At 69.0% G+C, this 16,529-nt stretch carries 14 protein-coding genes; 7 read left to right on the plus strand and 7 right to left on the minus strand.

What is annotated here, in order from left to right:
* Positions 1–9 precede the first annotated feature (9 nt).
* Positions 10–441 carry a MarR family winged helix-turn-helix transcriptional regulator gene (locus tag ORI60_RS28625; RefSeq protein WP_266041268.1) on the minus strand — a complete coding sequence of 144 codons (432 nt, stop codon included), beginning with the start codon at positions 439–441 and terminating at the stop codon, positions 10–12.
* Positions 442–604: 163 nt separating this feature from the next.
* Here ORI60_RS28625 and ORI60_RS28630 point away from each other — a divergent pair, with 163 nt between their 5' ends.
* The 4 genes from ORI60_RS28630 to ORI60_RS28645 all read left to right on the plus strand — a co-directional run bounded on the left by ORI60_RS28630 (position 605) and on the right by ORI60_RS28645 (position 5,284).
* Positions 605–2,317, plus strand: a complete 1,713-nt coding sequence (locus ORI60_RS28630; RefSeq protein WP_266041109.1) for a bifunctional metallophosphatase/5'-nucleotidase — start codon at positions 605–607, stop codon at positions 2,315–2,317.
* Between the two features lie 97 nt (positions 2,318–2,414).
* Entirely contained in the window at positions 2,415–2,987 is a 573-nt protein-coding gene (locus tag ORI60_RS28635; protein WP_266041110.1) for a hypothetical protein, read from the plus strand.
* Between the two features lie 54 nt (positions 2,988–3,041).
* On the plus strand, positions 3,042–3,815 hold the full coding sequence (locus tag ORI60_RS28640) for a hypothetical protein (protein WP_266041111.1): 774 nt from the start codon (positions 3,042–3,044) through the stop codon (positions 3,813–3,815).
* 572 nt (positions 3,816–4,387) lie between these two features.
* Positions 4,388–5,284 carry a neutral zinc metallopeptidase gene (locus ORI60_RS28645; RefSeq protein ID WP_266041112.1) on the plus strand — a complete coding sequence of 299 codons (897 nt, stop codon included), beginning with the start codon at positions 4,388–4,390 and terminating at the stop codon, positions 5,282–5,284.
* Here the strand turns inward: ORI60_RS28645 and ORI60_RS28650 are convergent.
* The 5 genes from ORI60_RS28650 to ORI60_RS28670 form a co-directional block, all read right to left on the minus strand.
* Positions 5,281–5,958: a M28 family peptidase gene (locus tag ORI60_RS28650; protein WP_266041113.1), complete on the minus strand. Its 678-nt coding sequence runs from the start codon at positions 5,956–5,958 to the stop codon at positions 5,281–5,283. The two genes, ORI60_RS28645 and ORI60_RS28650, sit on opposite strands and share 4 nt — an antisense overlap.
* A complete protein-coding gene (locus ORI60_RS28655; protein ID WP_266041114.1) occupies positions 5,913–6,692 on the minus strand; it encodes a PA domain-containing protein in 780 nt (259 codons plus the stop codon). Before ORI60_RS28655 ends, ORI60_RS28650 begins: the two co-directional genes overlap by 46 nt.
* Before the next feature lie 56 nt (positions 6,693–6,748).
* Complete coding sequence (locus ORI60_RS28660; RefSeq protein WP_266041115.1) at positions 6,749–7,456, minus strand: class I SAM-dependent methyltransferase; 708 nt, start codon at positions 7,454–7,456, stop codon at positions 6,749–6,751.
* A 157-nt stretch (positions 7,457–7,613) separates the two neighbouring features.
* A complete protein-coding gene (locus ORI60_RS28665) occupies positions 7,614–8,024 on the minus strand; it encodes a VOC family protein (protein ID WP_266041116.1) in 411 nt (136 codons plus the stop codon).
* 10 nt (positions 8,025–8,034) lie between these two features.
* Positions 8,035–8,466, minus strand: coding sequence for a helix-turn-helix transcriptional regulator (locus ORI60_RS28670; protein WP_266041117.1), 432 nt, complete (start codon positions 8,464–8,466; stop codon positions 8,035–8,037).
* Positions 8,467–8,862: 396 nt separating this feature from the next.
* On the opposite strand from ORI60_RS28670, the gene ORI60_RS28675 reads away from it, so the two are divergent.
* From ORI60_RS28675 to ORI60_RS28685, 3 genes are all read left to right on the plus strand, one after another.
* Entirely contained in the window at positions 8,863–11,265 is a 2,403-nt protein-coding gene (locus ORI60_RS28675) for an SdrD B-like domain-containing protein (RefSeq protein WP_266041118.1), read from the plus strand.
* 204 nt (positions 11,266–11,469) lie between these two features.
* On the plus strand, positions 11,470–14,595 hold the full coding sequence (locus tag ORI60_RS28680) for an SdrD B-like domain-containing protein (RefSeq protein WP_266041119.1): 3,126 nt from the start codon (positions 11,470–11,472) through the stop codon (positions 14,593–14,595).
* Positions 14,596–14,718: 123 nt separating this feature from the next.
* Positions 14,719–15,468 carry a sulfite exporter TauE/SafE family protein gene (locus ORI60_RS28685; protein WP_266041120.1) on the plus strand — a complete coding sequence of 250 codons (750 nt, stop codon included), beginning with the start codon at positions 14,719–14,721 and terminating at the stop codon, positions 15,466–15,468.
* Here ORI60_RS28685 and hisC read toward each other — a convergent pair.
* A complete protein-coding gene (gene hisC / locus ORI60_RS28690) occupies positions 15,458–16,525 on the minus strand; it encodes a histidinol-phosphate transaminase (protein ID WP_266041121.1) in 1,068 nt (355 codons plus the stop codon). The genes ORI60_RS28685 and hisC overlap by 11 nt on opposite strands.
* Positions 16,526–16,529: the final 4 nt, after the last annotated feature.

Consider the following 16,529-nt stretch of genomic DNA (forward strand, 5'->3'; position numbering starts at 1 on the left):
GCACAAAGCCTAGCCGTTCGACTCCCGCAGGTGTGTCATGACCCGGTCGAACACCTTGGCCAGCACCTCGCCCTCCTCGGGCGTGAGCAGGTCGACGATGTGTTCCCGCACGCCACGCAGGTGCGTCGGCGCGGCCGAGACGAGCTGCGCCATGCCCTTCTGCGTGAGTTCGGCCAGCACGCCGCGGCCGTCCTCGGTGCACTCGCGGCGGGACACCAGGCCTGCCTTCTCCATGCGCGCGACCTGGTGTGAGACGCGCGACTTCGAGGAGGCGACGTCCTCGGCGAGCTGGGTCATGCGCATGCGCTGGTTCGGCTGTTCGGACAGGCGCACGAGGATCTCGTAGTCCGCCAGTGACACTCCGTGGGTGTCCTGCAGCTCTCGGTGCAGGCGGTCCATGAGCATGGAGGAACCGTTCACGTAGGTGCGCCACGCGCGCATCTCGCCCTCGTCGAGCCAGTGCGGCTCCTGCTCACTTGGTGTCACGGGAACAAGGTTAGTCCTGAGCATGACGATCCAGTCATTGCTCTGGAAAACGTGGCGATCGGAAGGCAGACTCCTGCGCCGTACACGCGCGTTAACCAAGCCTTGAAAGGCTCCATCCATGAGTTCGTTCAGACGGCTTTCCGTTCTGGCGATCACCGCCGCCGCGGCCACTGTCATCAGCGCTACCGGGCCTGCCCAGGCCGATGTCCAGTCACTGCGCGGTCGGGGCACGGTTGACGTGCGCCTGATCGGCATCAACGACCTGCACGGCAACCTCGAGCCGCCTACCGGGTCGTCCGGGCGCGTCATCCTGCCGGACGGCACGACCGTCGACGCCGGTGGTGCCGCGTTCAACGCCACGCACATCAAGAACCTCCAGAAGGAGGTCAGGAACTCCGTCATCGTCGGGCAGGGCGACCTGATCGGCGGCTCGCCGCTGGTGTCCGCGCTGTTCCACGACGAGCCGACGATCGAGGTGCTCAACGAGGTCGGCATGGACACGACCGCGGCGGGCAACCACGAGTTCGACGAGGGCTACAAGGAGCTCCTGCGGATCCAGCGCGGTGGGTGCCACCCGGTGGACGGCTGCCAGTTCCGCGACGAGTACAAGGGCGCGAAGTTCCCGATCCTCGGCGCGAACGTCACGCACGCGAAGTCCGGGCTGCCGGCTCTTCCGCCGTTCTGGGTGGAGATCCGCGACGGGATGCCGATCGGTTTCATCGGCATGCCGCTCAAGGACGTGCCGATCCTGGTCGACCCGAACGGCATCAAGGACATCAAGTTCGGTGACGAGGTCAAGGCGGCCAACAAGTACGCCAACCTCCTCGACGCCATCGGCGTCAAGTCGATCGTCCTGCTCGTGCACCAGGGCGACCAGGTGACGTCGACCGGTGGCGGGCCCAACGCGTGCAACGTGTCGCCGGAGAACCCCGGCAGCTACATCGCCACCAACGTCAGCCCGAAGATCGACGCGGTCTTCTCGGGCCACAGCCACCAGCACTACAACTGCGTGGTCAAGGACCCGGCCGGCAACCCGCGGCCGTTCATCGAGGGCCTGGCGTTCGGGCGCGAGCTCAGCGTCGTCGACCTGAAGATCGACCGCCGGACGCGCGACGTCGTCCGCGGCGAGACGAAGGCCGAGAACAAGATCGTCACGCGCACCGTCACGCCGGACCCGGTGATCCAGTCCGTGATCGACCTGGCCAAGGCGAAGTCCGGCCCGATCGCGAACCGGCCGATCGGCTCGATCGGCGCGGACATCGTCCGGGCCGCGTCCGCCTCCGGTGACTCCCCGCTGGGCAACCTGATCGCCGACTCCCAGCTCGAGGCCACCAAGGCCAACGGTGCCGTGGTCGCGCTGATGAACCCCGGTGGCGTGCGCGCCGACCTCACCTACGCGCCGAAGGGCACCGAGGGCGCCGGCGTGGTGACGTACGACGAGGCGTTCACGGTTCAGCCGTTCAGCAACATCCTGCAGACCGTCACGTTGTCCGGCACGCAGATCAAGAACGCCCTGGAGCAGCAGTTCACCGCGACCAGGAAGATCATCCTGCAGCCGTCGGCGGGCTTCACGTACTCGTGGTCGGCCTCCGCGCCGTTCGGTTCGAAGATCTCCGACATCAAGATCGCCGGTGTCGCCGTCGACCCGAACGCGAAGTACCGCGTGACGATCAACAGCTTCCTGCAGGGCGGCGGTGACGGTTTCCCCGAGTTCACCCTGGGCACCGAGATCACCGGTGGCGGCATCGACCTCGACGGGTTCGCCGCCTACCTCTCGACGCACCCGAACCAGCTGCCCCCGGCGACCGGCCGGATCACGCAGCTGCCGTAACCGCGGAACGCAGTTGAAGGCCATCCCGGCGACCCAGGTCGCCGGGATGGCCTTTTCCGTGTGACGCGTTGCTCCATTTGATCTAGGGTGAGGGCCGATGTCCTGGTTGCGTCGGTTCCTGCTGCTCGCCGGTCTGGTGACCGGTGCCTGGCTGCTGGGCGGCGCGGGCGAGGCGAACGCCGACGTGCGGGTCGAGATCGACCAGCTCGAGATCGAGGTCGAGCTCCCCGTCGCGGACATCGGCCTCAGGATCGACACCACACCACCGCGGCAGCCCGACGCGCCCGTCCCGCCGAAGCCGGCACCGCGCGTCGAGGTTCCCGAAGCCGTGCCCGTGACGCCCGCGGTCCCGGCGGTGGAAGCACCCGCGCAGGCGGAGGTGCCCCGGCAGCACGCATCTCCTGAGCCGCTGCCGCAGCCGACGACGACAACGCGGCCCACGAACCCCGAGCCGGTGACCCCGCAACCGCGACCGCAAGCCGAGCAGCCGATCTCCGGCGCGCTCCCGCAGAGCGGCGCGGGGGCGTCGGCGGGCAGCCTCCAGATTCCGGCGGGCACGTTGCCGAACGCGGTGCGGCCGCCCACCACCACAGCGTCTCTGGTCAGCACCGAACAGCAGGACGTGCCGCGCATCGTGCGCGTGGAGGAGCCGACGTTCTCCCCTGATTGATCCGCGGGTGCCGCACGCAGCACAGGGATCCGTCACTCTCCAGGGAGAACAGTCATGCGCAAGAACCTGAACCGCACCATGTCCGCGGCCCTCCTGACCGGTGGCCTGATGGTCGCGACCGCCGGCTGGGCACAGGCCGTCCCGGTGCCGCTCGACGTCGACGAAGAGGTCCGCGTCGGCAACATCGTCAGCGTCCCGGTCAAGGTCTGCGGCAACGCGATCAACGTGCTCGGCAACAGCGACGCTACGTGCGACGAGAAGCCCGCCGCGCGCACCCAGGCCGACCAGGCACTCGTCTCCGCGCCCGTCACGGTCTGCGGCAACTCGGTCGGCGTCGCCGGCGGCGGCAACGGCAGCTGCGGCCAGACGAAGCCCGAGGAGCCCAACGGCACCGTCGAGGCTCCCATCACCGTCTGCGGCACCGCTGCGGGCGTGCTCGGCACGGCGAGCGGCGACTGCGGCAAGACCGAGACCCCCGAGCAGCCGGAACAGCCGGAGCAGCCGGGCGAGAACCCGGAGCAGCCGGGCGAGAACCCGGAGCAGCCCGGTGAGAACCCCGGCAACGAGACCCCGGGCACCGAGAACCCCGGCAACGGCAACCCCGGCGGCGACAACGGCGGCGACAACTCCGGCAGCGGCACCACGGGCGACGACTCCGGCGCCGGCACCCCGCAGACCGGCGACAAGGCCTCGCGGCACGCCTCGGCGGTCATCCCGAACCTGTCGAGGACCGGCGCCGACCCGCTCGAATTCCTGCTGGCGGGTCTCGGACTGATGACCGCGGGCGTCATGGCCCGCCGCGGCGCGCGGCGCGCCACCAAGGCCTGATCAAATATCTGATCGTTTTTTCCCAATCGCCCGGCGAGAGATTCTCTCGCCGGGCGATTGCTGTCCGCAGTGTCGATCTCCGCAGGTCACCCGTCCGACTTCACCAATTCAGGTTTGGCGTGAGGTGTTGAGAAATGCGGCGATCAAGCGCATAGTCGATAACGAGCTGGCAACCGGTAGGTGAATGAAACTGACCACCCGGTGGCCACGCCCAGAAGGGGTAGGTGGTGCTGTGCAGGTATCTCCTCGCTGTGGCGAAACGCGGTCTGTCGCATCCCCGCGAGCGGATCGGACGTGAACGGTCCGAGCGCGACTGCGTAGCGACGGACACGAGGTTTCGGGTGCCCAGGCGCCATCAGGCGTCGCTCGGCGCACTTCGACGCTGTTGAGCTCGGCTTCGGTGTCGTCTCATGGCGTCACCGGCTGAGCGCCACGCCAACCTTCGTGGGCCGTAGTCGTCACTTCCAAATGGGAAAGCCTTGGTGCGGTGCCCCGACGTCGGGCTCCGCACCAAGGCATGTTTCGTGCTTTATCGTTTGCGGCACCCATGGGGTCCTTGGCAGGAGGATGCGGTGCAGTTCAACGAAGGCGCGGAACTCGACACTTCTCAGGTTTCGGACCAACGAGGCTCAGGCGGCAGGGTCGCGGGCGTCGGTGGCGGCCTCGGCGTGGTCGGCCTGATCATCTACTTCCTGTTCCAGCAGTTCACCGGCATCCAGCTGCCCGCGGGCGGGCTGGAGGGCCTGGGCAACAACACCCAGGTCGAGTCCGGCCAGCTGCTCGACAAGTGCAAGACGGGAGCCGACGCGAACCGCGACAGCGACTGCAGGGTCCTGGCCACGATCAACTCGATCCAGGCCTTCTGGACCGACCAGTTCGCCCGCTCGGGCAACACCTACCAGGTCACCAAGACCAACTTCTTCCGCAACAGCGTGAACACCCGCTGCGGCAACGCCACCTCCGCGGTCGGCCCGTTCTACTGCCCCGCGGACTCCCAGGTGTACATCGACCTGGACTTCTTCAACGAGCTGCGCACCAAGTTCGGTGCGACCGGCGGCCCGTTCGTCGAGGCCTACGTGCTCGCCCACGAGTACGGCCACCACGTGCAGAACCTGCTCGGCACGTCCGACCGGGTCGGCCGGGAGACCGGTCCCACCTCGGGTTCGGTGCGCCTCGAACTGCAGGCCGACTGCTACGCGGGCGCCTGGGGCAAGGCCGCGACGACCGTCCCGTCGGCCAACGGACAGCCCTTGATCTCGAACATCACCCAGGAAGACGTGGACGCCGCCCTCGACGCGGCGGCGCGCATCGGTGACGACTTCATCCAGAGCGAGCTCGGCGGCGGGCGGGTCGACACGACCCAGTTCAGCCACGGCAGCTCGGAGCAGCGGAAGAAGTGGTTCACGACCGGGTTGCAGACGGGCGACCCCGCCCGCTGCAACACGTTCGACACGAACAACCTGGGCTAACGCAGAGCGGCCCGTTCCTGCCGGGACGGGACGCCGTTCACGCCCTCGGTGGTGACGGCGTACGAGGCGATGACGTGGGCCGCGGCGGCGACGTGGGCCGCGGCGGCGACGTTGCGGCCCAGCGCCTCGCGGTTGATGTTGCCGAGGTGGTCGCACGCGCGGTGGTAGCAGGGGTCCATCTCCATGCCCGCCGTGCCGCCCCACTTCGCGGCCTGCGCTTCGGTCTTGACCTCGCCGCCGCCGGAGATGATGCCGCCCGCCGGGATGCCGAGCGCGGTGAACGAGCCGTAGTCGCTGGCGCCCCGGACGTTCAGACCCTCGGGACCGAGGCCGCGGGCCGTGTAGAAGTCGCTGAACGCCTTCTCGACGTGCTTCGACCCGTGGGGCAGGCCGGGGTCGTTGTAGACGAAGTAGCCGGGGTTCGGCGAGCCGACCATGTCGAAGTTCAGGTACAGCGCGATGTCGAGCTGCTGCTCGAACGACAGCGCCGAGGCGTAGGCGCGCGACCCGATCAGACCGGCCTCCTCCGCGCCCCACCACGTGAAGCGCACGGCGTTGGGCAGCTTGGGCCGGGAGCCCATCTTCAGCGCCACTTCGAGCAGGGCGGCAGACCCGGAGCCGTTGTCGTTCATGCCCGGTCCCGCGTCGACGCTGTCGAGGTGCGCTCCCGCCACGACCACGTTGTCCTTGCGGCCCGTGCGGGTCTGGGCGACGACGTTGCGGTCGAGGTGGACCTCGTCGTGGTGGCGCAGTCGAGCGTGACGGACTGGCCGGCCAGCGCGGCGAGCGCCGTGCCGTCGGCCTTCGAGGTGCTGCCGCCCGGGATCGTGCCGGGGATGCGCAGGTCGAGGTGGCCGTCGACGTTGTTGGAGATGATCACGGCCGCCGCGCCCGCGTTCACCGCGTTGGCGTACTTGGTGACGAACGTGCAGGTACCGCGCCGGATCAGCGCGACGGAGCCCTTGAAGTCCTGCCCGGCGAAGTCACCCGCCTCGCAGCCGGGCGTGCCGTCCTCGGGCACGACCCGCAACGGTGCGGTGAGGCCGCCGTCCGGGGTGTTCGGGGTGTCGCCGAACGGCACGAGCTCGTGCGCGGCGCCGCCGACCGTCGCCCGGCCCGCGTCGTCGATCTTCCGCCTGACCTCGAACTCCGGTGTGGTCACGTCGAACCCGGCCTCGCGCAGCCGTCCGGCCACGTAGTCGACGCTGGCCGCGTAACCGGTGGTCGTCGCGGCCCGGTTGCCGCCGTGGGTGTCGGCGATGCGCTGGAACGCGATCAGGTGGCGTTGGGCGCCGTCCGCGCTCACCCGTGCGGAGAGGTCGCGGGCGGGGTCGGTGGCTGCGCTCGCTGTGGAGCCGAGCAGCACCAGGGACGAGGCCAGGGCTGTTACCGCGGTGATGGCACGCATGACCTCGACCTTGGCCCAGGTGGTCGTGAGAGCGCTACCACCTGGGCCAGGTGAGATCAGCGGCGTGCCACGGCCAGCAACCGGTGGCTGCCGACCTCGAACGCACCGCCGTCGGTGTCGCCGAACAGTTCCACCGACGAGAACCCGGCGTCGTTCAGCATCCGGGTCAGCTCGCCGGCCGTGTAGACGTGCTGCACACAGGCCGACCGCTGCGTCCGCTCACCGTCGGTGAACGTGAAGTCGATCAGCAGACGAGCCGACGCCACGTCGTAGGTGTTGACGGCGACCATGTCGACGCCGCCCGCGGACATCCGGATCTCGCCCGGCAACGAGGGCAGCAACGCCTCGGCCGCGCAGCCGTAGTCGATGACCAGCACCGGCGCGGCCGCGGCCAGATCGGCCAGGAACCGCTGCGAACCGGCGTGGTCGAGGTAGCCGAAGCTGTTGCCCAGGCACACGGCCAGGTCGGCCGTCACGCCGAACGAGCCCAGCGCCGCCAGGTCGCCCTGCCGCCAGTCGAGCGAGGGAGCCAGCGCACGGGCGTGTGCGATGGCCTCGTCCGAGATGTCGATGCCGGTGACCGCGTAGCCGCGGCGAGCCAGCTCGATGCTGTGCCTGCCGCTGCCGCACGGCGCGTCCAGCACCCGCGGGCCGGTGCCGAGACCGACGAGGAAGTCGACCTCGGCAGAGGTCTGCGCAGGCTGGACCGCACCGCGCCAGAAGCCGTTGGCGAGATCGGTGAAGAAAGAGGTGTACCAAGTCAAGGTGGTGCTCCTGGTGATCGCGAGAAGAAGAACGCGAGAGTCACCGGGTACTGCGAAGGCACCCGGTGTGTCCGGGGCTGCCCATGGCATCGACCTTGTCTCTGAGAACGCCTGAAGGCACCACTCAACCACGCCGGGGGCGGAAGAGGACAGCGATTTACGGCTGGGTGCGCGGCGAGGAGAAGCGGATCATGTTGCCCGACGGGTCGCGGAACGCGCAGTCGCGCACGCCGTAGAACTGGTCGATCGGCTCCTGCAGCACCTCGGCACCGGCCGCACGCACCTGCTCGAACTTCGCGTCCACGTCGTCGATCTCGAAGATGACGCCGAGCAGCGATCCCTTGGCCAGCAACGCGTGCAGCGTCTCGTAGTCGGTCGGCGGAGCGGGCGGCCCGATGTGCGACAGGCCGATCTCGACGCCGGGCTGCTCGGCGGGGCCGACGGTGAGCCAGCGGTAACCGTCCTCGATGGTGGCGTCCGTGCGCACTTCGAGCCCCACGACGTCGCGGTAGAACTTCAGCGCGACGTCCTGGTCGTGGACGAAGAGGAACGTGTGCGAAAGCTTCATGGGCGAAACCCTAGGCACGAGGTGAACGGGTCGCTTCTCGAAATCTGCTCGGCCGCGTCAGGCCCATCAAATGGCATCCCGGCACCCCGGCCAGCGCGTCGTGTGCGCATGCCCGGTAGGCCGACGGCGTTTCCCCGACCAGTTCCGTGAACCGCGCGGAGAACGAGCCGAGCGAGGTGCAGCCGACCTCGACGCACACCTCGGTCACGGACATCGTTCCCAGGCGCAGCAACGCCTTCGCCCGTTCGATCCGCCGAGTCATCAGGTAGCCGTACGGGGTCTCGCCGTACGCGACGCGGAACTGGCGGGCGAAGTGCGACGGTGACATCAGCGCGGCACGGGCCATCGCGGGCACGTCCAGTGGCCGCGCGTACTCGCGGTCCATCAGGTCACGTGCCCGGCGCAGGTGCGCGAGGTCCTCCGGCGTCACGCGGACCAGCATGCCACCGCCGTGAGCGCAGAGGACTCCCCGCGGTGCTCACGCTTTCCGAACGTCATCGGTTGCCCTGCTCAAAAGAAAATCTCGGGCACCTTTTCGTCATCCTTTCGACCCTTTCACGCGATCTCGGAACGGGTGTACTTTCCGAACGTCTTGCCGATGCGTGCGGGGGCTCTGACATCGGCGGACGTCGTGAACACTGGGACTCGGGGGGAATCCGTTGCCCGGCAGATCCATATTCCAGATCGGTGCGCTGACCGCGGTCGTGGCGCTGGTTTTCAGTTCGTCCGCCTTCGCGCAGGACGACTCCACGAGCGCACCTCCGTCGCCCACCGAGACCACGTCGGCGCCAGCCTCGCAGCCCACCCCGCCCCTCCTGCCCCTGAGCAGAAGCCGCAGGTGGAGCAGAAGAACAGCATCTCCGGCGTCCTCTACGGCGACAAGAACCGCAAGGGCAGGCAAGACCCTGGCGAGGCCGTCCAAGGTGAGGTCAGCGTCTTCGGCGGAACCACCAGGCACACGACGACGAGCGCCGCGGACGGCACGTTCGCGTTCCAGGGCCTCACACCGGGCACCTACTGGGCGACCTACGAACTGAAGGACGGCTGGGTCGTGCACCACGCCCAGGCCGCCGGGGACGAGGTCGTGGTAGCCGGCGGCACGACCACCGAGGTGGCGGTGCGTGCGGAGCGGCCCTACTCGGAACAGCTCAAGGCGACCGCGTCGCTCGACCGCGGCAGCTACGAGTACCCGGCGCACGCGAAGATCAAGATCAGTCTCACCAACACGACCGACCGCACGATCAGTGCCGTCCAGGCGCGGTGCAACCGCCCGAACCTGGGGAACACGCTCGGCAACGGCGGTCCCGAGTGGCACGTGTTCAACACGCGAGGCGTGACGCTGGCCGCCGGTGAGCAGTACACGGTCGCCATCACCGAGAAGATCCGGGAGGAGGCCCTCGCTGCGGGCGTCGTCACGCTCGACTGCGACTTCGCACCGAACGCCGCCTGGATCACCGACGGTCCATCGGTGCACGCCGAGGCGAAGGTGTCGGGCCGCCTCGGCCACACGATGGTCTTCGGCGAGGACAGGAACGCCGACCAGCGCGTCGGCGCGGACGAGGTCGTCGGCGGTGTGAAGGTCGTCCTGCTGGATCTGCTCACCGGTGCCCGCGTCTCCGAGCGCACCAGTGGCGCGGACGGCAAGGTCGAGTTCACCGGGCTGAAGGCCGGTGACTACCGCGCCGTCCTCCTCGGGCCGTGGGCGTTCACCGACGACCACCAGCAACTCGTGAGCGTGACCGATCAGGGCAGCACCGGCACCAAGTTCCTCAAACGCGCGGCGCCCGCGTCTCTCGTCGCGACGATGAAGTTCGACAAGCCGCGCTACGAGTCGCACGAGTTGGTTCGCGTGGACCTCACCATCACGAACAACGGCGGCCAGACCGCCGAGCGGGTCAAGGTGCACGACGGGTTCTACGACGTGGTCACCACCGCCGAGCAGTGGGGCGAGGTCAGGGGAGAGGGACCAGGCGCCCGGATCCCGGCCGGGGAGTCCCGGACGTACAGCGTCACCGGCCCGATCCGCCACTTCCAGGACGGGAAGCTGACGGTGTGGGCCTCGGTCGAGCACATCGGCTCGGCGGACCGCCCGGCGAGCGTCAGCGCCGAGGCCGAGGTCGTGCAGACCACCGGTGACGTCAGCGGTGTCGTCTACGTCGACAGGAACCACAACAGGCAGCAGGATCCCGGCGAGGCCGCCGCGGAGACCGTCGTGGAGGCCAACGGCGGCGCGCCCTACGACTACTTCAGGACCACCACGGACGCCGAAGGCCGCTACTCGTTCGAGAACATCCCCTCCGGCGACTACCTCATCGGTCACACGCTGGCCGGAGGGTGGGTGGTGCACGCCGAGAGCAACGCGCCGCAGGTCCGTGTGCGGCCAGGGCCACCTGTCCAGGTCACCGCACGCGCGGAACGCCCGTACGCCGAGGTGCTCAAGGCGGCGGTGGTGCTCGACAAGCCGGTCTACGCGGCCGGGGACGACGTCAGGATCACGATCACGCTGTCGAACCAGGCCGTCTACGAGATCAGGAACGTCCAGGCCGCCTGCGAACGGGAAGGCAACACCTGGCCGGTGTCCGCCGGCTGGGGCGACCTGCACGAGCCGGGCGTGACACTCGGTGCCGGCGAGACGAAGACGATCACCGTTCTGGAGGAGGTGCCCGCGGAGCCGTCCGGGGTGAACCGGGTGACCGCGCACTGCGGGTTCGCGCCTTGGGTCAAGGCGAACGCCGAGGACGTCGCGATCGGCTACGACTGGGCCGGCATCCCGGGCGGGGCAGGCACCCTGAGGGGCACGATCGCGTACGACGAGAACCACAACTACTGGGTCGACCCCGGAGAGCCGCTCCAGAACACCCGGCTCCGGCTGATGACCGACCGCGAGTACGGCGGCATCGTCGCCGAGACCGTCACGGACGCCGACGGGTCCATGTTCTTCGAGCAGGTGCCGCTCGGCACCTACTGGTTGGAGATCGACGGGCCGTGGCGATTCCCGGTTCCGACCAACGCCGTGGTGGAGGTCAACGCGGCAGGGGAAGGCTTCTACCTGCTGTTCGTGGAGCCCGGTCCGTCTCCCGTGCCACCAGGTGGCGACAGCGGCCGGGATGTCGGTGAAGGGGACACCGGTGGCGCACTCGCCAAGACCGGGGCCGGCGTGCTCGGGCTCGGTGTGCTCGCGGCGCTGCTCGTGACGTTCGGCGTCGGCGCCAGGATGATCGGCCGCCACCGGACCACTTAGAGAAACGGTGTCGTGCACGCCACTGTCCAGAGTGGATTGTTGATGTTGTAGATCTCTTTCCAGCGGGCACTTCGTCAGGTACCGTCCCCACGTCTGCCAGGCGCGTGCGGGGGCTCTGACGTCGGCGGACCACCAGTTACAGGGTCTATGGGGGATCCATTGTCCGAAAGATCGGTCAGCCGTGCCCTGCTCAAGTTCGGGGCCTTGACCACCGCTGTCGTCCTGGCGTTCGGCGGAGCCACCACCGGTGCGCTCGCGCAGGAGCCGGAGACGCCCACGTCGAGCGTCGAGGTGACGCCGACGAGCGAGCCGAGCACGCCGCCGCCGTCCACAACGGACTCGGCGCCGCCGTCGACGACCGAGCCCGCACCGCCGTCGACCACCGACCCGGCGCCGCCGTCGACGACGCAGCCCGGTGAAACGGCCACGCCGCCGAGCGCCGAGCAGCCCGCGACCAGCACACCGGCGGAGACGTCCAACGCTCCGGCGCAGGCCGAGCAGAAAGCCGAGCAGAAGGCCTCGGCGGAGCTGCCGGACGTGAAGGTGACCGCGTCGATCGACAAGACGCACTACCAGTCGCACGAGTCCGTGAAGGTCAAGGTCACCGTCACGAACCAGAGCGCGTTCCCGGCCGAGCGCGTCCGCGCGAGCGCCTGGGGCATCCAGGTGAAGTACGGCTCCTGGGGCAGCCTCGAATACCCCGGCACGACCTTCGCGCCGGGCGAGTCGCGCACGGTCGAGGTCGCCGGAAGCATCTCCCAGCTGAACGGCGACAAGCTCGACCTCACCGTCCACGCGCTGGCGGAGGCGGGCGACGCCCACAGCAACGACAACTTCGTCGCCTTCCAGCCGACCGTCACCAGGACCGTGGGCAACGTGAGCGGCCTGGTCTTCGCGGACGTGAACCGCAACGGCCAGCCCGACGCCGGTGAGTCGCTCGGAAGCTCGAACGTCAGCATCTACGGCGGCAGCCCCGTCGCCGAGCACCGCACGACGACGGACGCCAACGGCCGGTACACCTTCACCGGAATTCCGTCCGGCACGTACTACCCGCCGTACTACGAGCTTCCCGGCGGCTGGATGGTGCACACCCAGTCCGGCCAGGAGTCGATCACGGTCGCGCCTGGCCAGACGACCGAGGTGGTCAGCCCCGCCGAGCGTCCGTACTCGGAGATGCTGACCGCGACGGCGTCCTTCGACAAGACGACCTACGCCTACCCGGCCACCGCGAAGATCACGGTGACGCTCACCAACACGAGCCAGTACGCGATCGGCAAGATCCAGGCGGGGTGCAACCGCGTCGGCAACAGCAACCACTTCGGCTTCGGTCCCGAGTGGAACGCGACGTTCGGCGTCGGCGTCGACCTGGCGGCCGGTGAGACGAAGACCGTCGTGATCAACGAGGCCGTTCCCGAGGGAGCCGCCCAGGCGGGCGAGGTCTGGCTGGCCTGCGACTTCCAGCCGAACCCCGGGTACAACACCGACGGTCCCCACGTCGGCGTCAAGGCGAGCGTGACCGGCGGCAAGGGCCGCTACACGATGCACCTCACCGACGACAAGAACCAGAACTGGATGACCGACCCCGGAGAGGCGGTCGCGAACCTCAAGATCATCCTGGTCGACCAGGTGACGGGCGACAAGGTCGCTGAGGGCGTGAGCAACGAGTACGGCCAGCTGGACTTCGTCGACGTGCCGGTCGGCACCTACCGGGCCGTGATCCTCGGTCCGTGGGCCTTCGACGGTCCGGCCGACGCCGACCAGGTGCCGGTCGTCGGGTGGGGCAGCAGCGTGCTCACCCGCCTGAAGCCGGGGCCTGACGCCCCGCACCTGCGCGCCACGCTGAAGCTGGACAAGCCGCGCTACGAGTCGCAGGAGACCGTGAAGCTCTCGCTGACCGTGTCGAACGTCGGTGGTCGCCTCGCTGAGCGCGTCCACCTGTCCCTCTCACCCACTTCGATGGACATCCCGGCCGCGCATTGGGGCGACTTCGCGGAGTTCGCTCCCGGTGTTCAAATCCCCGCTGGCGAGTCCCGCACGTTCGAGGCCTCGGGCACGATTCGCGACCCCGCGGTCGGCAGGCTGCTGGTCCAGGGGTCCATCAGCTACCTCGGCGCACCGACTCCCTCCAGCACCACCTTCGACGCCTCTGCCGAGGTCGTGCTGACGGTGGGCGCGATCTCGGGTGTCGCCTACGCGGACAAGAACGGCAACAAGGAGCAGGACGCCGGCGAGGCAGTCGAGGGTGTCGTGGTCGAGGCTCGCGGCGGCACGCAGTCCGGCTACTTCACGACCACCACGCTCGCTGACGGCCGCTTCGGTTTCTCGGATCTGCCGTCGGGCAAGTACTACCTGACCTACGCCTTCCCCTGGAACTGGGTCGTGCACAGCGACGGCAGCGACCGCGCGGTCCGCGTGGGGCCTGGCATTTCCGCCCACGTGGTGGCGCGCGGTGAGCGGCCGTACAACGAGTCGCTCATCCCGAAGGTGACCCTGGACCAGGACGTCTACCAGCCCGGTGAGGCCGCCAAGATCTCGGTCACCCTGACCAACCAGGGCCAGCACGAGATCAGCGGCATCGTCGCCGCCTGCAACGGGGCCGGCAACGGCAACGAGCTCGGTGCCTCGAACAAGCCAGGCCACGGCTGGGGTGACCTGTTCGGTCCCGGCGTGACGGTCGGTGCGGGCGAGACCAAGACGTTCGTGGCCATCGAGGCGGTGCCGCAGGAAGCCCTGAAGTTCGGCACCGTGGTGGTGGGGTGCAGGTTCGCGCCGAACGCGATCGACAACTTCGACGCGCCCTTCGCGTACGACACGGCACGCGTGCCGGGCGGGTTCGGCTCGGTGAGCGGTGAGCTCTTCGTCGACCGCGACGGCGACTACCGGCCCGACGCGGGCGAGATGATCGGCAACACCCGGATCGTGCTGCGCGACCGCGAGCTCGGTGTGGACGTCGCCGAGACGTTCTCCGACGACAAGGGGCACGTGCACTTCGACAAGGTGCCCGCCGGTGACTTCTGGGCCTGGGTCGACGGGCCGTGGAAGTTCGAGGGCCGGTACAGCGGCCACGTGCAGGTCTTCGCCGGCAGCGAGTCGAAGAACGACTTCCAGGTCGTCGCGGACCCGAAGCCCGTGACACCGGGCGCCTCGACGCCCGCCGCGGTGGCTGCCGCAGGCGGAGCCGGCGACGGTGGTTCCGGTGCCGACGGTGGTTCGGGTGACGCGCTGGCCAAGACCGGTGCGTCCGTTCTGGGCCTCGGCCTGCTCGGCGCGCTGCTCGTGGCCTTCGGCTTCGGCGCCAGCCTGATCGGACGCCGCCGCCAGGTCGCCTGACCGAATGGTGGGACAGCAGGCCCGGTGCTCACTCTGAGTGCCGGGCCTGCTGTCATGAGCGACACACTCTGCTGTCCCGAGTGGAGTGTTAGCGTCGCGAACCATCGGGTACCTGGGGGTGACATGACGGTCTGGGAAGCAATCGCGGTGGTCATCGCGGGTGTGTTCGCAGGCGGCATCAACACCGTCGTCGGCAGCGGCACCCTCGTGACGTTCCCCGTGCTGCTCGCTGTCGGTTACCCGCCCGTGGTGGCGAACGTGTCCAACAGCCTCGGCCTCGTGCCCGGCTCGCTGTCGGGCGCGTGGGGCTACCGCGAGGAGCTCAAGGGGCAGTCGGACCGCGTCAAGCGCCTGCTGCCCGCGTCGATCCTCGGCGGCATCGTCGGTGCGATCCTGCTGGTGACGCTGCCGGACAAGGCGTTCACCGCGATCGTGCCGGTGCTGATCGTGATCGCGCTGGTCCTGGTGCTCATACAGCCGTGGCTCAACCGCAAGCTCGCGCACCGGCGCAACGACAACGACGGCGGTGTGCTGCTGTGGTTCGGCGTCTTCGCCGCCGGCGTCTACGGCGGTTACTTCGGTGCCGCGCAGGGCGTGCTGGTCATGGGCATCATGGGTGTGCTCGTCAGCGAGCACCTGCAGCGGATGAACGCGCTGAAGAACGTGCTCACCGCGTTCGTGAACCTCGTCGCCGGCGTCCTGTTCATCTTCATCGCCGACGTGGCGTGGCTGGCCGTGCTGCTGCTGGCCGTCGGGTCCGTGGTCGGCGGCCAGATCGGCGCCAAGATCGGCCGCAAACTCCCACCCGCCGTGTTGCGCGGCGTCATCGTGGTGGTGGGAGTCGCGGCGATCGTTCAGCTGCTCACGAGGTGAAGGCGCGAGCCGCTGCCAGGAACGCGTCGTTCTCGTCCGGCTCCCCGATGGTCACGCGGGCACCCTCGCCCACGAACGCGCGCACGACGACCTTGTGCGCCAGGCAGTGCTCGTTGAACGCTCCCGTGCGCTCGCCCAGCGGCAGCCACACGAAGTTCGCCTGGGTCTCCGGCACCTCGAAGCCCATCGCCAGCAGTTCGCCGCGCACGCGACCCCGTTCCGCCACGATCGCGCGGCAGCGGACCATCAGCTCGTCCTCGGCGTCCAGCGACGCCATCGCGGCCACCTGGGCCAGCGCGTTCACCGAGAACGGCACGTACACCTTGCGCAGCACGTCGGTGACGACCGGCGGAGCGACCGCGTAGCCGATCCGCAGGCCCGCGAGGCCATAAGCCTTCGAGAACGTCCGCAGCACGGCGACGTTGGTGTGGCCCGCGGCCCACTGCTGCTTCGCGAGCTCGACGCCGTCCGGGACGTGGGCGTCGTCCACGAACTCCTTGTAGGCCTCGTCGAGCACGACGAGCACGTCGCGGGGGACTCGAGCGATGAACGACTCGATCTCCTCGGTGCGCAGCGCGGTGCCGGTCGGGTTGTTCGGGTTGCAGACGAAGACCATCCGCGTGTTCGGCGTGATCGCCGCGAGCATCGCGTCCAGGTCGTGCGTGTGCTCCGAGTTCAGCGGCACGCGGATCTGCCGTGCGCCCGCCACGTGCGTGACGATCGGGTAGGCCTCGAAGGACCTCCAAGCGAAGAGCACCTCGTCGTTCTCGGTGCAGGTGGCCTGGACGAGCTGCTGGCACAGGGTCACCGAGCCGCAGCCGATCGCCAGGTGGTCAGCCGGGACGCCGAGTTTGTCGGCAAGTCGCCCGGTGAGTTCGACGGCACCCGAGTCGGGGTACCTGTTGATGCCGGTGGCCGCTTCGGCGATCGCTTCGACGACGCTGGGCAGCGGTCCGGCCGACACCTCGTTGCTCGCGAGCTTGATGGCGCCGGGGATGGTCCTGCCGGGCACGTAGGACGGCAGGGACGCCAGGTCAGCACGGGTTCGCACGGTCATGTCA

It is taken from the genome of Lentzea sp. NEAU-D7 (assembly GCF_026242055.1).
Classification (GTDB): domain Bacteria; phylum Actinomycetota; class Actinomycetes; order Mycobacteriales; family Pseudonocardiaceae; genus Lentzea.